The sequence below is a fragment of the Dyadobacter sp. OTU695 genome (assembly GCF_038440355.1).
Lineage (GTDB): Bacteria > Bacteroidota > Bacteroidia > Cytophagales > Spirosomataceae > Dyadobacter.
The window spans coordinates 1-16,525 of the sequence record NZ_JASATN010000039.1; the positions used below are offsets into that span (position 1 = coordinate 1).

A 16,525-nucleotide genomic window follows, 5' to 3' on the forward strand; every position below is an offset into this window, starting at 1 on the left:
CTGATGGCTCGAATAACCAATAGTTGGCGAAGCTCAAATAAAAAAGTCGCCCGCGAAGATTTTCGCGGGCGTGCCTGAATTCACATCACTAGGTAAACTATCCTCTCAATTATTCAATCGACGCTAACCTTCTTGGCCAGGTCCAAAACGTTGTTAACTCGCATCTTGCGAAATATGTTTGCTTTATAAGTGCTCACTGTATTGCCCTGGATCTGCAATATCCCGGCAATTTCCTTGGTTAATTTACCTTGAAGTATCAACTGCATCACCTCTCTTTCACGGTCTGAGAGTCGGAGTTCACGCACATTGTAGACAGGGCGCCCATTAAGCAGCAGCTTGTGTACATTATTGCTCACGTAGTGTCTGCCATTTAATACAGCGGACATCGCCCCGACCACCTCCTCCCGTTTCGCCGACTTTTGAATAAAGCCCTTAGCTCCCTCGAGCACATAGCGTTCGGCGTGCACATGTTCGTGCGCCGAGGTGAATATGATGACGCTGGTCAATATAGAGATGCGACTAACAAACTCTATCATTCTTATACCCGTGTAATTTTCGATCTCGATATCCAGTATAACCAAGTCAAAAATCTCCGCTCTGAGCAGCTCTAACGCTGAGCCGATACTTTCTGCCTCGACGATTTCACAATCCGTGTACAGCTCTCTGAGGACCGTTTGCAAGCTAAGTCGGAACAAATACTGCCCATCGATGATTAGAATTCTTTTCATATCTGGAAATTCATCTCTTATGGTGTAAAAAAGAATAATCGACCCGGTCTTTCGCCAGCCGAACGATAAACAGTATACGCTAATATTAAGCGCTCCTGTTCAAGCAAGATATTTCCTCATTTATAACAAAAGTAACTGGTTGCCAGCATACTGGTGCCGCTCGAATGCCAAGCGAAGAGATAAATGAATTCTATCGAAATCTCGAATTATTGCCAGCATGGCTTTTCATCAAGTTTTTTTATTTTTGTAGCTACTTCGCCACAAAAGTATCCTTATCATGCAGGAAGACGAGCAGACAAAAATTCTGTTGATCGATGACCACGAAATTGTTTTGTGGGCCCTCACAGCTATTGTTAGAGAAAGCATCCCCGAGGCCTCGCTATTTTCGGCTTCATCATTTGACCAGGGGCTCGGTATAGTTGCTAAAAGCTCGATAGACTTAGTTGTATTGGACATCGACGTTCCGGGAGGGAATAGCCCCAAGATGATTGAAAGACTAAGAAATGTCTACGCCCCTGTTCGAATTCTAGTGCATAGCGCAATGAACGAAGAAAATTTTTCTGTCAAATACTTAAGCGCGGGTGCTGACGGCTTTCTTTCAAAGTCAGCCCCCTTCACCGCGATCGCAAGAGCAATGCGGATGGTTTTGAACGGAGAAAAGTACATGAGCTCACAAACGCAAAGCTACCTGGCGCATAACTACCTCAAGTCTATCAGTAACCCTAACAAACACAAGGAGGCGGCGGTGATTACACCACGGGAGGCTGAAATCATAAGATTACTTCTGCAAGGCAAGTGGACAAAAGAAATAGCGGGGCAGCTGGGCATCAAATGGAGCACAGTCAGCACACATAAACTTAGCATATTCGAGAAGTTTGGTGTGACCAACGTGATCCAGCTCTACAAGAAAATCGAAAAAGAAAATCCCGAACTACTCAATATTGAAGCTCCAAAAAAAGCATAAACAACTCATAGAACATAAATTTTTACAGCCCGGTGCAAGTTTGTGCCGGGCTGTTTTCATATACCAATGCAAAACTCAATAGATACTCATCTGCTTTCTGACTGTCAGCATCGCGCCAAACGTCTGAGGAAACAACTTCCCGGTATCCAGACCAAAACTGGCCCCGATATCTGTCGGACCGGCAATGCTGACACGCGTCTGCAAGTTCAGGACCGCTGAAAATTGCCTCACAGAAGACTTGAAAGGCGCATTGTAAGTTCCCCAATTACTCGAATACGAACATTTGCCTGCCCATTCCACTCTTCGAAAGAGCTTCCCTCGCACTCCCAGATGATAGACCGACACCCGGTTATTGCTCGTAAAGAAATCCGCATACTGAGGCTGTGCCCAAATGGTTTCTGTGGTTGGCGTAATAAATGGCGTTCCGATCGTCCTTCCGTAGTATGACCATCCATCCCGGACTTGCGCATTGTTGAAATAGTCATCCCTACCTAGTGAACCGCGGTGAATAATTTGCTCCTCGTAGTCATAATCAGGTCCTCCCTGGCTTTTCGTGTAGAGGAATTCGAGTACGAACTCGCTGATCTCAAAGTTGGCCCCATAGGAGTTCTTCCGCCTGAAACGGAATCCATTTAAGCCGTCTTTGATGTTTCTAAGCGCATACAACGTGCCGTCTTCATAGATATTCTGACGATACACAAACAATGAGTAGGTATAACCCTCCAACTCTAAACCCAGATCAATCGTCCCCAAATGATTTCCAACCCGATTTCCATCATCGAACGAATTGGGTGTGCTACTAGCATCCCCGGGCTTCCCTGAAACAATCCTGAAATAGTTCTTTATCCCATTGGGCATTCTGCCGTCTATTGTCTCATGGGAACTTCTGCCTCCCCACTGTACCTGATGATTGAAGCCTGCCAGCAGTTTAACCCTGGAATGATCCCGGCCGATGTAGAATCTGCCAAACCTATCCATTGCCTTCTCCGGCCGGCTACAAGTTCCCAGTTCCCGGATTGAATTCCCACATAAACTTGTGGGACTAATACCTTGGACTGCGAGCCCGCATTGGCTACTACTTCCGCCCCCGCCGCCCATCGAAATTTCGCACTATGAGGTTTCCTGTGGAAATAATCCAGGCCCAGTCTCGCACCTAATCCAGTGCCAACCGCCGAAACAGTTCCGAACTGATTTGTCTGTATCCAAAACGAGGTGCGACTGCCTGAGCTTGCCAATGCTGTTAACTGGCAGCTAACCGTGGCCGAATCCGTACGCAAGGAGCTTTGTTGCTGCAAGTTATGACCCAGGCAAGAAATCGATAGAAGTGAAACAAATACGGAAGGGATTAGTTTAAGCGGGGACAGGTTTCTCATAAAGAATCATCAGGTCATGCGATCATGTTGGAACACACAAACCAATTGTGTTAGTTAAGTAAGTTGTCAAGACAAGAACGGTGTAAATACGCCAGGCAACCGCTCCTTTCATGGAGCGAACAGGCTGCACATAAATAGATTTAATCCCCAGTCGAAAACAGACAAAATCTATGCGCTGTGGGTCAGGAAAATTATCGCTGGAATCGCATTATTCGTTCGTCCAAAATCATGTATGCATTGGATCAAAAATACAATTCATTCAAGCAAATCATTATAAACTAATTTCATTTTAAAGTAGAATATTCTCGCCTTCTACACGTCATTGGCGTCCTACTTTTTACAGCATCAACCTTTTCTAAATCCATGCAAGGCAAAACAATAAAACCAGTTTATTAAAATCGGGAAGAAAATGAATAATGCACCATCAAAGTTTAGAACCAAAAAAATACTCGCCTTTCGAATAAAATATAGAGTTTATCAGACAGTCATACGTCGTAAATCGTCCATTTACACATAGGTGTTGGACAATTTTTAAAAATATATACTACAAAACAGAATAAAAGTAGCACCAATAAATTCTATTCTATCCAACAAATCATGGCAAATCAAATCAGTTTGAAGGAGCAGAAATTCGCTTGAAAAAATCGATAATTGTAGGGCTAAATCTGCATTGCCGCGTAACTAATCTATATTTTTTTTTAGGAAGATAATTTTATGTTTGTAAATCTACATTAGCTAAAAAACACAATGCGAACTATAAAATAAAACGGTAGAGCTCAACTAGATTTCGTTCACGGTTATTGGGCAGACAACGGCATCATGATATGGCCAAACTTATAGCGCTTAACACCTTTCGCTCCGACGCCGGTGTGCTGACAGTATTCGAAAAACTGATACCTGGCAGCATTATACGGGTTTCATGTCTATCTCAGGAAACTATTCGGGCACAAGAAAAATGTCAAAATTGGAAGGCTCCCATTTGCCTGATGGGCAACTGCCGTGTAATTACAGAAAGTGGGGATTGCCGTCAGGGTTTTGCGCTCACCAGGCCATCGGACTGCCTTATACTAAACCCTTCTGATGATCATCAGATACATTCCATTTCTGATGATTGCCTGTTGCTTTTAATAGCCTATCAATTACCAATAAAAAATTATGAAAATCAGCAAGTTGCAACAAATTACCATCTACCTGATAAGCTTTATTTCCATTCAAGTGCATGGTCAGGTGGTTAGTATTGACTCGCTGTTCAATCATAACCCCTGCCAGACAACAATCCATTTATTGAATGAAACACTTCACACCAACATTATAGCTTCCAGGCGTGTCAGTTTCACAAAATCTGATTTTACCCTATCTGTAAATAATAAATGCAAGAGTTGTTCAATTACCATCAGGCCTAGCAAACGATTCAGCTTAAATGGCGTGCAGACAGACAAAATTGATTTCGATTTTATCTCCAATATCACGTCCGGACAATTGGGCGAAAGCTCCTTTCAGGTACTTCCTTACAAGAACAACTCGTTCCTTATCGTATTTGAATATACCCAACCGGATCTTTCACGCGTGGAGCTAACTTACAAGACATCTGCTAAGCAGCATAAAAACGCAATTCTATGCACTAGTTCGGATTTTGCTTATTATAAGAATTCAGTACTTGAAAAAATCAAGGTTACAGCAGCAAAATCCCACCAAAACCTCTCCCAGCCCGACATCAAAATCCTGCGCCAGATCGACTTTTTGGATAGCCTCGCAAAATCCGGTCAGAAAAATAGGGCTATCACAAAATACAAGATTTTGGCAACCAAATACGGATCGGACCTTACCGAATACATCAATATCCACGGCAGGCTGAGTGAGCTATACAGGCAGAGCCACAAGTACCGGAAAGAGCAAAATGAAAACACATTATTAATTACAAGTAGTCCGGACCACGAAAAAGGGCTTTATCAAACCAGGAACTGTGAACTGTATCTGTATCGGGGACGCTACAATGATCTTCGAAGAGCTTACAACGTTTGCATCGGCTCACAGTACACCACCCTGGAGCAAAAATTTCTTGCTACACTATACTACTTTACGGCACTGGTTATCACCAATAAAAACGCCACCGAAAAGCTCGTCGATCTCAATGAAGCATCGCAACACTGTGGATTTTCACACCCTTGTTCTGCACTTGGGCAACTGGCCGATTGGATTACCAAAAAAGAAATTCAGCTCGAAAAGCGGGAGCGTATTCTGGCGGCGATCAACCTTACTTCCGATAGTCAGATCGTCGTTTCATCAGCAAAGACCGAGAAGGGTAATATTCCTGAAAATTACCCTTCTGCAACGGTCGTCGGTTTTGATCACTAAAATCTGACCCAGGACACATCCAACGCCGGTTTTACCGCTGCCCGTCCGCATATTCAATTTCAAATGGTTTCATCAGTTAAATTTGCCGGCTGATACCAAAACACCACCCCATGATTAAACATTACTTCTTAAGGTTGATAAAACCCGGTTACTGGCTGCCCATTTTCGTTTCACTTGCGGTGGTGATGCAGGTCGGGCCCGCTCACGCACAGGTCGCCTTGAGAGTCAACCACTACACCTCAGAAAACGGCCTGCCTCAAAACAGTATCAAAAGCATCGCTGCCGACAAAGAAGGTTATGTATGGCTTGCAACAGAAGCGGGTTTGGTCCGTTTCGATGGACGAAACTTTGTCTCACTGAGTGGTAAGCTGAATACGAGCGTAGACGGGATTGTTGGTATACAGCCTGTGTATCAAAACAACGGCATTTTAGCCAATGGTCGCGCGTCGAAAATGTATGCAGAGACGAATGCCGGCGACCTGATTCAGATCAAGGATGGGAACGCCGAAAAGGACGATAACGCATACAATTATAAACAAGCTCTGACCTCGGCCCAGCTTCAATCGATGAAAGGAGTAAACTGGATCAAAGGGATACCGAATATATCTGGTTTTCCCGATGATGAGCGTCCTCATGGATTACCTGCGGCCAGCCGAGACGGGAATTACTATGTTTTCAACAAAAACAGCGTGATATACTACCGAGGCTGGAAAAAAAACTATGAAATTTCAGTTAATAACCTGGTCGTTTCAAAAGCTTTTGTCTGGGACGGAAACCTGTGCTGGGTGAAAGATCGTAATACCGTCTCCCAGGTTGTCAATGGTCGGGTACAGGCTCTTCGAATAATCGGCGATATTATTAATGATCCTTCCTACAACGACCTGACGGCAGAGATGAAACTGCTGTGGAACCCCAACTCGGAGCAGGCTTTTTTCCATCAGGATAATGCGACATACGTGCTCGAACGGTATGGTAATGGCATGGTTTACGCCAGGCTTCTGACGAAAGATTTTGATTTTCACGCCAACGGCATAACGGTAGCATACTACGATGCAATTAACGGAAAACTACTCGCAGGAAGCCTGGCAAAGGGCCTTTTTGTTATCCACGTACCTCAGTTTGAGGTTGTAAAAACCGAGGGCAACGAGATCTCGAATGTTTTTTACGCACAAGTTGCTTTTGGGGAGAACACGGTATTGACTCCAACGGGAAACATACTCGGAAAAGACGCCCGCTCCGGCCAGATAATAGATCAAAACTTTTCTATGCTGGCTGAGCTAAACCCTGCGGACAAGTGGGTGATATTTAGGAGCAACGATGGGAAGCTCTGGATCAGAAGCTGGAAAAAACTGCTTCTGTTTTCAAAGGGCGCAGAAACGCTTGAAAAGACGTGGGAATTTGAAAAACATATTTCTTCTGTCTGCCAGGACAAGAGTGGGAAAATTTGGGTGGGAGTCTCCAAAGATATTTTCCTGCTGAACCCTGAACAGCTCGAAATTGCTCCTAAACAGCTTAAATTCAAACTTCCCGCGAATATCACTTGCATGGAAACCGCTCGGGACGGCTCGCTATTGGTCGGCACGGAGGCCGGCCTTTATAAGGTAGGCACCACTTCCGGAAGCGGCACGATACTGCCAGGCACAGACAGTACCAACATCAAAAGCATCCGCCGGTCAGGCCAGAATCGCTTGTGGCTTACAGCCAGGGGCAAGGGGCTAATGCTTTTGGTCAACGAAAGTAAACTTGCTACCTTCCCGTTAGACAAAAACCAGTTCCTGGCATCGGCGCACTGCGCTGTCGATGACGAAGCTGGCTCTTTGTGGATACCTACCAACAGAGGACTTTTTCAAGTATCCGAGAAAGAATTGCTCGACTACGCCAATGTAATATCAACCTCACCCCAAACTCCCCCAAAGCCACCATTCTTTATCCATCATGCACTCGATGAGGGTTTTGCCAACAACGAGTTCAATGGAAGTTGCCAGCCGTGCGGCCTGAAACTCGGCAATGGGTATGTTTCACTCCCATCGATGGAGGGCCTCGTCTGGTTTAAGCCGGAACAAATACGCAAGTACAACGACCAATCCACTATTAAGCTTGATCAGGTATTGGTAAACCAAATCCCACTTGAACAGACCGATGGGGGATATTCGTTACCCATCAACCCGCAGAATGTCGAGTTTCATTTTTCAACTCCATTTTTTGGAAACGTCAGCAACCTGGATGTTTCTTATGCGCTGGTTGAAAAAGGAAACAATCAGACAAGCCCAAACTGGAATGAAATCGGCAATGAAATGGTGATCCATTATTCGAGCATCCATGCAGGTGAATACGACCTCGTCGTTCGCAAGCGCAGCAGCCTGTCCGCGGATGGCTATGTTTATAAACGAGCCCATTTTTTCGTGCCCCAGGTTTGGTATTTGACGAATTGGGTTCTCATAATATTTGCAACTGCAATCTCGGCTCTTTTGGTCGTTGCCGGGCTGATGTTCAACCGGCTCAAACTGAGGGCAATCCAAACAGAAAACACTCAACTAGAGACTCTTGTGGCTACCCGAACAAACTCACTTCGAAATACGATGACCGAGCTGGAAGCGTCGAAAACAGAACTTACCGGCCAGGTTCATCTGATGTCTCGTCTTCTGGCGTCGATCACACATGACATTCAGACACCTTTGAATTATGCCACCTATGTGTCCGCAGACATTGTTGACCTTTGCAACGATGGCAGATATGATCAGGTTCCGAAAGCGGCAACGATCGTATCTTCCATATCGGAGCGGACCGCAACGTTGCTTCGCGACTTGCTTAATTATGTCAAAATGCAGATGTATGGTAAACAAATTCAAATTAAGCCCCTAAATATTCATGCGCTGATTCAGGAAAAGATTGCGCTTTTTGAAAAAGTAGCACTCGCCAAGAACAACACAATTATCAATGACGTTGCCGAGGGCATTTTTGTCGATTCCGACGAGCAACTTTTAGCGATCATCGTTCATAACCTGCTTGACAATGCGTCTAAGTACACCTACCAGGGCACGATTAGTTTCAGTTTTCACGATGACGTGGATGGAAAGGAACTAATCATTTCTAACACGGGAACTGGTCTGCCGCAAGAAAAAGTGGATTTCATCAACGATCGGGAAGTAGTAATCAGTACGGATCCGATAGGTCCAAAAGGAAGGGTCGATGAGCTCGGACTATTGATTGTTAAGGAGGTTGCGGCTATGATCCAGGTGCAGGTGAGCGTCTCCCAAACTGATATGGTAAACTTTCGCCTCAGATTCAAGGCCTGACCTTACCAGCACAGATGAGGCCTTCGAACTAGGCCTGATCTGTGCCACCTAGGTTTAGCAATATCACTCTTTTATGGCATACAGCCTGATATGCGTAACCGAGTTCTGCCCGTCATCTTTAATGGGCAAATGGCTCTGAAAGTGTTGGATTGCCCCCACAGAAAGCCACCAGCTTGCATTGCGGTATCGGATGTCCCCGTGAAAAAGTGTGGTCGTTGGGCCACCGGATCTGGTCGAATAATATACCAATGAGGCAAATCCCTGCGAGTTGATAGTTGTATCTATACCCAGGGTATTACCAAGAATCTTCTTATCCGCCCTTTCCTCTACAAAAGCATCGCTCATTGCAAATGGGCTGTACCGCTGCTTCCACTCAAAATATGTGTTAGTGAGGCTTCCTCCCGCAACCACCACCAATTTGAAATGGTAGTAGCCATCGCTGTTTTTGAACTTCCATATCTCGCCCAGTCTTGAATGAACATTATGAGACGGATTATCGTCGTTTTGACCTATCGCGTCCAGCACATTAGTGAACAAGCCGCCAGCCACGTTGTGGTTAAGCAACAGGCTCTGACCACTTGGTGGCACCATATAACCGGAAGGGCTGGAATTATTCTGGGCTGACAAAAAACCATCGTAATAGCGTTTCCCCAGCTCATACTGAGCCGCAGCCGAAAAATGTATCAGGTCCCCATAGTTAGAGCTCAGGTTGTTTGCCGGCACTGTATAGGTATAGGGCACCTGGTTAGGAATACCATTAATGACGGATTGGTATCCAGCTCTGGCGGGATCCTCCGCCACCCAGGCAGGCATCATCTGTCCCAGCACGAAAGGCAAAGCAGGATTACCTACGTGCTCGCGCATGGATTGTATGAAGTTGCACAAGATCTGGTGGTAATAGTGGGTACCCGCGGCCGCGTCCGCTTCTCCCTGATGCCATAAAAAACCATCAATCTGATACCCGGCATTTTTTGCCCATTTGATACGGGTAACCACATCCCTGAAATAGTTAGTATCTGTTCTCCATGAATTGTACGGATACTGCGAGTCACTCCAACCCGAACCGCCAGCCCCAGCAGGAATAAGGAGCAATTGAATATCCGCCCCAGGATTTTGGCTTTTTAAAAGGTCATAATAATAATAACAGAACATGGACGCAAATGAGGCGCGGTCCGTATACGTTGTAATGTGATGAACGCCATAAAATGTAAGTGGGATCTCATTGAAGTTTTCATTACTCCGCCCTAGCTGGGACATTCTCCTTTGGGCAAAATCAGGGGGGAGTATCACATCCCCGGCCCCCGAGCAAGTGTTACTTTGCCCAGCGACTATAATCGCTCGTTTTATCAAGGGAGCCGCCTTTTTCTTCGCCGCAGGGGCTGCCTTGCTGGTTTGACTTCCCTTGGGATATACTTTTGCCTGCGCCGGGTTATACGAGGAAAAACATATTCCCAGCAGTAATAGCAATACTGAATAACACTTCATATGATTTGAAGATACAGGTTCAATGGCGATGCCCAAATCCACGAAGATTTGGGCAAACGCCTATGGTTACGCGGATGTATCAAATGTAGATAGGGAATGAGAAAAAAATAATAGCCGGTGTTCGAGCAGATACTAGAATAAATTCCGTTCAGGGCAGTTTGGGGTTATGCGGAGCGAACATTCCATGGGAATTTTCCAATTCTAACCAGGCATGCAGGGTCCATAAATTAAACTCGGTGGTATCCGGTAACTTCGTGGTCATGACCCGCAGTAATTGCCTTTTTCAAATCCCGGTATACGATTACCGATTGGCGCACTCGATCCAGTTCCTGCTCGACCACATCCGGCAGTTGCTGTTTGTGGTCTTCTTCGTTGCAGGAAACTAGGATAAGCCCATCATACAGGCGAGCGAGCAATGAAGGATATTTTTGAATAGACGTTCGCAGTTGTTGAAATTCCCGGTAATTCGCATGGATTTATTTTTTAGGATGAATTAATTTTTACCAGAGCAAAATAAGCCAGAAGGCAGCATGCCGATATCGGAGTTTCTACCTATTTTACATTATTCATCCCCTATTTTCTTTTCGTAGTCAACCGCTTAACCACAAGAACACCATTTATTTTGACCGCCATGGAATTAGTAGAAAGGTCGGATTTTTTATCAGCGTTAAATCATCAGTTTGAAGAATCCGTTAGTGGCGATGGGCATTGCATGCTCATCAGCGGCGAAGCCGGGATTGGAAAGAGCTCGCTGGTGAAAGCCTTCTGCGACAACCACAGAAAAGGCAGCAATATATTTAAAGGTACTTGCGATGCGCTGTTTACGCCCAGGCCGCTTGCGCCTTTATACGATGTTCTGTGGGAGTGGCACAACGGCGATCTGTTAGCGCTGGCGGCTGCCGGCCATCGAAACGAGCTTTTCATCCGTTTTCTTAGCGAACTAAAAAAACTGGCATGGCCGACCATTCTGGCTTTTGAAGACATCCATTGGGCAGATTGGAAAATTCGGAGTCATTGACCATCAGATTCCGTGGCAGATTGACCATCGATAGGTTATTGCTTTGTACGAGTGAAGGAACTATCAGTCATTTACTTACACTGGCCAGTTTTTCCCGAAATAGACTGTCCTTTATTTCCGAATTGGGGTGATCAGCGGCTCCGAATTCTCCAACAGAAGCACCTAACTCAAAAATTAACAAGCAGCATTTTGAAGAATATATAATTTTCTTCTATATTGGTGAAGCAAAAATGGTTTCAGTATGAAGTATTCAACTTTTCTTCTTTTCGCGTTTTTGATAAACGCATGTTGGCACGAGCAACTACCAACTCAGCGGGAGCCGAACTTCAATATCATACTTTCATCGACAGATGATTACGGAGATAGCGTCAACCTGATCGAGGGTTCTGTTGGATACCCCCGTCGAATGGATGTCGGTTTCGTTGCAATTAGTCTCACCGAGGCGGAGTGGCAGGAGGTGTTTCAGAGTGTTCCCTGGAATTCATTAAATGACATACCCAATTATTATGAACCACACGGACAACATCTTTTTGCTCCTGATAATTACGATGAAATCACTTTTATCAATGGGAAGCTAAGGAAGACGGTCATGTTGAAGTCGTGGGACAAATTTGCGGACAATCCCGAACTAGTGGAACAATTACGTGACTGCGTCGATCTTGTCCATCAAACTGTTCGCCGGAAAGCCGACATCCAGCCTTTGAAAAGGTTCGAATGCGGACTTGGTATATAATCTCGTTAGAGAAAGCCAGATTTACTTTTTCATCGTCTGGTTATTTTTTGAAAACGTTTCAATTGTTATCTCACTAGGTAAATACTAAATTGAACATTCTCAAAAGCGCTATAATTACTTGGACTCCGAACATTTGCCGCTTTGATAGGAAGTAATTCCATGGGCGAGCGCTTCGCAGTCGTTGCTATATGTTTTGCCATTACACCCACATACAGGGGCGTAAACAGTATAACATCCGGAATCATTTCTCGGCTGCTCCTCACAACCTGGATCGGGGGTTTTGTCTTGGTGACAACTTGTAAGCACTGCTACTAAAAGCAGCAGGATTATTAACGGCATGGGTAAGAATTTTCGAACTATCATGGCTTGATGATTTTTATCTGGGCCGGATCGACGATATGTTGATCCAATTTCCTTGTTTTTTCGCTCCGTCGCTTTCATCTTTTTCAAACCGTATCCACACGTTTTGATTACCTGCGTTATAAGGCACCGGGAGATTTGCCCGATACATCGTTGAATCGACCGTCACGTACCATCCACCACACCAACCACAAAACAACGGATCAGCTCTGCCAATATAGGCGGCCTTCTCCTCGGGCTGAACACTGCCGCAACCAAACGAACAGTATATCAAAAGCAGGTAGGCCAATTTTTTCAAGGCATGGTTCTTCATACGTGCGACTTCATTTTTGAAAAAGACACGATCACCAATTGTAACGTTGGAATAAAGAAGTCTCTTCCCAAAATAGCTCGCCCTGCATGCCGCATTAGCCGCGGTGAGCTGGTGAAAGCTTTTTTTTCAATGTTTTGAAATGAGCGTCAGGAATTTCGCCGGTAATTTACGCGCACTGAAACCGACAACCGGTATCAGGCGTCAATTGATAAAACATAAACTCATCACCTGTAAGTTAGACATTCTGCTTTGTTTTCAAAATTAGAGAAAAAGCTTCAAGGAGCGCTTCAAGCAGCTCATACTGAAATACCTGGGCACATTCTCCTGTCGCTTCACAAATGCTCATCTTGCTTAACCCGTATTCTACCCATTCGTCCAGAATCTCGCTCCATTCTTCCAGGCTGTGAGCATTAAAAAAACGTCTGATCGCAAGAATTGGTCGGTCTGCCTCCGAGAGCGTCAATCTCCTGATTGTCCCGCCATACTTAGCGGTTAACTCCTTGATTTCTCTCATATACTGCCGATCGTTCGCTATCTGCTCTTCGCTGAAGGGCGGAAAAATGTCGCACGAAAGGTCTTCTCCAAATGTCTTGGCAAGATCAAGCATCATCCTGCTTGCAAGAATCATTTTCGTCAACTGTTTTTGCAGCGTAACAACCGTAGAGGGCTCTCCACGAAATGAAAATGGCTTCTCACAAGTCACGGCTTTTAGCCAATGCCATAAATCCACACGGTAGTAGTCCAGATCGCCAGGATGAAAGAACCGGGAAATCTCTTGAAATGCCTCAGTTACCTTATCCTTGCCGGTTTGCGATGGCTCGTTTGAATTGATTGCTAAATTTTCCATGATCCAGGTTTTTTCAGGCAAGGAGCCAATCACGCCTGATGTAGCGAACCATGGCAGGTTGTATCCTACTAATCATGGTTTGTATAATACTTCCCGACTTTGTGTTGACCTTGGCGGCAATATTTACTTTATTTGTAACTATGAGCACAGCAACCAAACCTAGTCATCTTGGGCACAAAATTGGCAGAATCCGTGAACTTCGCGGACTAAAGCAAGAAACCTTGGCCTATGAATTAAACGTCAGCCAACAAACCGTCTCGAAGATCGAGCAGAGCGAAACGGTGGACGAGCAAATGCTTGAACAGATCGCAAGTATTCTCGGGGTTTCGGCGGAAGGAATTAAAAATTTTAGCGAAGAGGCCGTGTTTAACTACTTTAATAATTTCAATGACAATAGTGTAAATCACGGCCCATTTAATAATAATCAATGCACTTTCAATCCACTCGACAAACTAGTGGAACTCTTCGAAGAACACAAAAGACTTTATGAACGTTTGCTGGAAAGTGAGCGAGAGAAGATTGATTTTTTGAAAAATAAACATTGATACTAAGTCTCGCTCGTCACTTTTTTCCGGGTATTCCCGGAGAAGATCTATGTGCTTGAGTCTGATTTGTTGATGGCGAAGCCGGGGTTCCTTTTAAGTTTTTTCAAAGAACTCTCCTGTGCAGCGACATGTTATCTGAAACAGTTGCAGTTGGCGCTTTTTACGATACTCTGTATCGTGATTGCGTTTAGGTTTACTTAGTTACGTGTTGGCTAAAATATAGCTAAAATCCGATTAGCCCTTTTCAAGCATACATTTTTTAGTATTCCACGCCATCATCAGCCATCTTGATGACAAAATTCAAGATGCTATGGTACCGAGACCCAAATTTTGGATACATTAGGCTTTCCAAGATGCTCATGTAAAAGCATTAATCAGATTAGTTAAGAATGAACCTTAGTGATAGCGGCGATACAATGCCCGACCGATACAAAATGGACCAATTCCATAATAGTCGCAAATCACGACCAAATCTTTTGAATGTCCAGGAGGTTACGGATGATGTCCGCAACGTTAATGGGTTGCACATTGCAATCCTGGCCATGGATTTGCCGGGAAAATCCATTAAACAAAGGAAACTCATTGAGAATGACACTCTCCGAATGGACAAGTTATTCAAGATTGGAAACGTCTGGCATGGCAATGGATCTGGAATAGAAACTAGCGACCACCCAGAGGGCTTATTTCTTTGACAGAGCCGGAGGCTTTTTCTTTTGCGTATATAAAATTGGGAAGTGCGCTCTATTAACTGACGGTGAGCTGTCGTGTTTTTTGAATGTTCTGCCGACATCAATTTTGAAACGGATCCGTCGGCGCGGAAAACTACGAGATCGACTGATCGATCGCTGATTTTGTCGCAACAGGTCTCGGGGGTAGTTGCATAGAAATGCAGGTCGAGTGTTCCGACAAACGGGTATTAATTTCTCTTCGGAACTCTATTTAAAAGCTCGGAAGCGACTTTTGTGTGTAATTTTCCCTTCCTTGCATTTCTGAAGGGACAAAATCTACACCTGTAAAGGATGTTTTACGATGAACCTTTTCCGTACAATTCATGAAACTTGCCATTGGTTTTTGTATAGCCGTGCCGCTGTTCCTTACATGCAGTAAGAAGGAGCAATGCGCCTCTATTGAATCAAAAGCGCAATTGATCGATCTTCGCAGCAAGAACGATACCATATTAGTAACCAAACAGATAGGATCCCAGAGGGATGGATTAGAGACTATGAAAACAAAGGACTTGCTTGACTTTCAAAAGGATTGGGAAAGGCTTGTAACTAAAGCGCATGAGGACTATAGCTCTCTGACCAGAGACGAACGAGTTTGGTTCAACATTCAATGTTTGATTCAGGATGTTGATAATGGCGGGCTGATCAGCCATTATTACAATTCGGGAGCAAACTACAATCAGGATACTATTGAAGACCTTGTCTGGCTTGGTTTTCGAGATATTAGCACCTTTCTAACCCAAATCAATCAGCTCTTTCCAAATGGAAGGCCTTCCAAAGATATTGAAGAACGTAACAGCGTAATTGAGAGTTGGCCGGATGGGAAGTATGATTATATGCTGGACGAACTTGATCAACAATTCTATCGAAAAGAGCAGGATTTGGAAAACAAATTGGTCCAATACATTGAAAGAATGAATTTGTCTGGTGAAAAATAACAATGAACAAGATTGAGCTAATTGAGAAGTTGAGTCAGTTGGGCGTTTCCGAGGCGATGTACAGTTTGGAAGGAAGCACGCCCTCCGAAAATGGTAGTTGAGGAAAATGACATTTGGTGTTGCGTCTATTATAGCGAGAGAGGCGCAAAGGTTGACTTGAAGACTTTTCTTTCAGTTGATGAAGCTTATGGCTATTTGTATTCTGTGTTCAAAGCCTGGAAAGAGGAAGGATATATTTAAGCAAGGGTGTAGGGACTCTACATTCTGAACAGAAAACCACAATGTCCAAGACAAAGGCCGCTAGTGCCCTGACCAGCGGCCTTTATACATTAGTTTACTACCGACCTCAACTTACCAGAATTGGTAAACAACTTCTGTTTTACCAGCGCCATATGGTCACTAATCCGCTGCTTTCTCACCCGCGCGTAGCGTTGAGTTGTCCGGATATTGCGGTGTCCGAGCATCTTCCCGACGTCTTCCAACGGCACTCCATTGTTGAGCATCATGTCCGCAAACGTATGGCGCGCAAGGTGCGTGTTCAGTGGCCGTTTAATTCCACAGATCACTGCAAGCTCTTTCAGGTAGACATTATACCGGAAATTGCTATTGACAGGGATCAGCCGGTTATTGACCTTGCAATAGGGATGGCTTTTATATTTATTAATAAGTTCCTGCACGACAGGAAGGATCGGCACCATTTCAGTGACCTCTGTTTTGCCTCGGTCTTTGATCAGCCATTTTTCTCCCGATCTGCCCACCTTCACAATATTCTCTGGAGAAAGGTTATACATATCCTGGTAAGCGAAGCCCGTAAAACATTGGAAGATGAATGCGTCACGCACTTG

General features: G+C 44.6%; 16 protein-coding genes. 9 read left to right on the forward strand and 7 right to left on the reverse strand.

The window, feature by feature from the left end:
• Positions 1–113 precede the first annotated feature (113 nt).
• Entirely contained in the window at positions 114–728 is a 615-nt protein-coding gene (locus AAHB90_RS31815) for a response regulator transcription factor (RefSeq protein ID WP_342089371.1), read from the reverse strand.
• 277 nt (positions 729–1,005) lie between these two features.
• Here AAHB90_RS31815 and AAHB90_RS31820 point away from each other — a divergent pair, with 277 nt between their 5' ends.
• On the forward strand, positions 1,006–1,692 hold the full coding sequence (locus AAHB90_RS31820) for a response regulator transcription factor (protein WP_342089372.1): 687 nt from the start codon (positions 1,006–1,008) through the stop codon (positions 1,690–1,692).
• Positions 1,693–1,767: 75 nt separating this feature from the next.
• Here the strand turns inward: AAHB90_RS31820 and AAHB90_RS31825 are convergent, their stop codons facing one another.
• Complete coding sequence (locus tag AAHB90_RS31825; protein ID WP_342089373.1) at positions 1,768–2,670, reverse strand: capsule assembly Wzi family protein; 903 nt, start codon at positions 2,668–2,670, stop codon at positions 1,768–1,770.
• Positions 2,671–3,889: 1,219 nt separating this feature from the next.
• Between AAHB90_RS31825 and AAHB90_RS31830 the strand changes: the two genes are divergently transcribed.
• From AAHB90_RS31830 to AAHB90_RS31840, 3 genes are all read left to right on the forward strand, one after another.
• A complete protein-coding gene (locus AAHB90_RS31830; RefSeq protein ID WP_342089374.1) occupies positions 3,890–4,300 on the forward strand; it encodes a WxcM-like domain-containing protein in 411 nt (136 codons plus the stop codon).
• Between the two features lie 190 nt (positions 4,301–4,490).
• The gene (locus AAHB90_RS31835) at positions 4,491–5,420 is read left to right on the forward strand and encodes a hypothetical protein (protein WP_342089375.1); all 930 of its coding nucleotides are present in this window, start codon (positions 4,491–4,493) and stop codon (positions 5,418–5,420) included.
• A gap of 110 nt (positions 5,421–5,530) precedes the next feature.
• Entirely contained in the window at positions 5,531–8,716 is a 3,186-nt protein-coding gene (locus tag AAHB90_RS31840; protein ID WP_342089376.1) for a sensor histidine kinase, read from the forward strand.
• A gap of 63 nt (positions 8,717–8,779) precedes the next feature.
• Here the strand turns inward: AAHB90_RS31840 and AAHB90_RS31845 are convergent, their stop codons facing one another.
• Entirely contained in the window at positions 8,780–10,201 is a 1,422-nt protein-coding gene (locus AAHB90_RS31845) for a sialate O-acetylesterase (protein ID WP_188938328.1), read from the reverse strand.
• 260 nt (positions 10,202–10,461) lie between these two features.
• Between AAHB90_RS31845 and AAHB90_RS31850 the strand changes: the two genes are divergently transcribed.
• The 3 genes from AAHB90_RS31850 (at position 10,462) to AAHB90_RS31860 (ending at position 11,952) form a co-directional block, all read left to right on the forward strand.
• A complete protein-coding gene (locus AAHB90_RS31850; RefSeq protein WP_342089377.1) occupies positions 10,462–10,587 on the forward strand; it encodes a hypothetical protein in 126 nt (41 codons plus the stop codon).
• Between the two features lie 245 nt (positions 10,588–10,832).
• Positions 10,833–11,219: an ATP-binding protein gene (locus tag AAHB90_RS31855; RefSeq protein ID WP_342089378.1), complete on the forward strand. Its 387-nt coding sequence runs from the start codon at positions 10,833–10,835 to the stop codon at positions 11,217–11,219.
• A gap of 241 nt (positions 11,220–11,460) precedes the next feature.
• The gene (locus AAHB90_RS31860) at positions 11,461–11,952 is read left to right on the forward strand and encodes a hypothetical protein (protein WP_342089379.1); all 492 of its coding nucleotides are present in this window, start codon (positions 11,461–11,463) and stop codon (positions 11,950–11,952) included.
• A gap of 114 nt (positions 11,953–12,066) precedes the next feature.
• Here the strand turns inward: AAHB90_RS31860 and AAHB90_RS31865 are convergent, their stop codons facing one another.
• The 3 genes from AAHB90_RS31865 to AAHB90_RS31875 all read right to left on the reverse strand — a co-directional run bounded on the left by AAHB90_RS31865 (position 12,067) and on the right by AAHB90_RS31875 (position 13,472).
• Positions 12,067–12,393, reverse strand: coding sequence for a Kazal-type serine protease inhibitor family protein (locus tag AAHB90_RS31865; protein ID WP_342089384.1), 327 nt, complete (start codon positions 12,391–12,393; stop codon positions 12,067–12,069).
• Entirely contained in the window at positions 12,329–12,625 is a 297-nt protein-coding gene (locus tag AAHB90_RS31870; protein WP_342089385.1) for a hypothetical protein, read from the reverse strand. The genes AAHB90_RS31865 and AAHB90_RS31870 overlap by 65 nt, the downstream gene beginning before the upstream one ends.
• Positions 12,626–12,860: 235 nt before the next feature.
• Complete coding sequence (locus AAHB90_RS31875; RefSeq protein ID WP_342089380.1) at positions 12,861–13,472, reverse strand: hypothetical protein; 612 nt, start codon at positions 13,470–13,472, stop codon at positions 12,861–12,863.
• 140 nt (positions 13,473–13,612) lie between these two features.
• Between AAHB90_RS31875 and AAHB90_RS31880 the strand changes: the two genes are divergently transcribed.
• Positions 13,613–14,017, forward strand: coding sequence for a helix-turn-helix domain-containing protein (locus AAHB90_RS31880; RefSeq protein ID WP_342089381.1), 405 nt, complete (start codon positions 13,613–13,615; stop codon positions 14,015–14,017).
• A gap of 1,051 nt (positions 14,018–15,068) precedes the next feature.
• Positions 15,069–15,680, forward strand: a complete 612-nt coding sequence (locus AAHB90_RS31885) for a DMP19 family protein (protein WP_342089382.1) — start codon at positions 15,069–15,071, stop codon at positions 15,678–15,680.
• 329 nt (positions 15,681–16,009) lie between these two features.
• On the opposite strand, the gene AAHB90_RS31890 is transcribed toward AAHB90_RS31885, so the two are convergent.
• Positions 16,010–16,525 (reverse strand): site-specific integrase (locus AAHB90_RS31890; protein WP_342089383.1); only part of this gene is annotated, 516 nt, incomplete at its 5' end.

Bases quoted from the DNA above. Each gene is read 5' to 3' on its own strand.
- AAHB90_RS31815 (WP_342089371.1), bottom strand. From the start codon at position 728: ATGAAAAGAATTCTAATCATCGATGGGCAGTATTTGTTCCGACTTAGC.
- AAHB90_RS31820 (WP_342089372.1), top strand. From the start codon at position 1,006: ATGCAGGAAGACGAGCAGACAAAAATTCTGTTGATCGATGACCACGAA.
- AAHB90_RS31825 (WP_342089373.1), bottom strand. From the start codon at position 2,670: ATGGATAGGTTTGGCAGATTCTACATCGGCCGGGATCATTCCAGGGTT.
- AAHB90_RS31830 (WP_342089374.1), top strand. From the start codon at position 3,890: ATGGCCAAACTTATAGCGCTTAACACCTTTCGCTCCGACGCCGGTGTG.
- AAHB90_RS31840 (WP_342089376.1), top strand. From the start codon at position 5,531: ATGATTAAACATTACTTCTTAAGGTTGATAAAACCCGGTTACTGGCTG.
- AAHB90_RS31845 (WP_188938328.1), bottom strand. From the start codon at position 10,201: ATGAAGTGTTATTCAGTATTGCTATTACTGCTGGGAATATGTTTTTCC.
- AAHB90_RS31850 (WP_342089377.1), top strand. From the start codon at position 10,462: ATGACCCGCAGTAATTGCCTTTTTCAAATCCCGGTATACGATTACCGA.
- AAHB90_RS31855 (WP_342089378.1), top strand. From the start codon at position 10,833: ATGGAATTAGTAGAAAGGTCGGATTTTTTATCAGCGTTAAATCATCAG.
- AAHB90_RS31860 (WP_342089379.1), top strand. From the start codon at position 11,461: ATGAAGTATTCAACTTTTCTTCTTTTCGCGTTTTTGATAAACGCATGT.
- AAHB90_RS31865 (WP_342089384.1), bottom strand. From the start codon at position 12,393: ATGAAAGCGACGGAGCGAAAAAACAAGGAAATTGGATCAACATATCGT.
- AAHB90_RS31870 (WP_342089385.1), bottom strand. From the start codon at position 12,625: ATGAAGAACCATGCCTTGAAAAAATTGGCCTACCTGCTTTTGATATAC.
- AAHB90_RS31875 (WP_342089380.1), bottom strand. From the start codon at position 13,472: ATGGAAAATTTAGCAATCAATTCAAACGAGCCATCGCAAACCGGCAAG.
- AAHB90_RS31880 (WP_342089381.1), top strand. From the start codon at position 13,613: ATGAGCACAGCAACCAAACCTAGTCATCTTGGGCACAAAATTGGCAGA.
- AAHB90_RS31885 (WP_342089382.1), top strand. From the start codon at position 15,069: ATGAAACTTGCCATTGGTTTTTGTATAGCCGTGCCGCTGTTCCTTACA.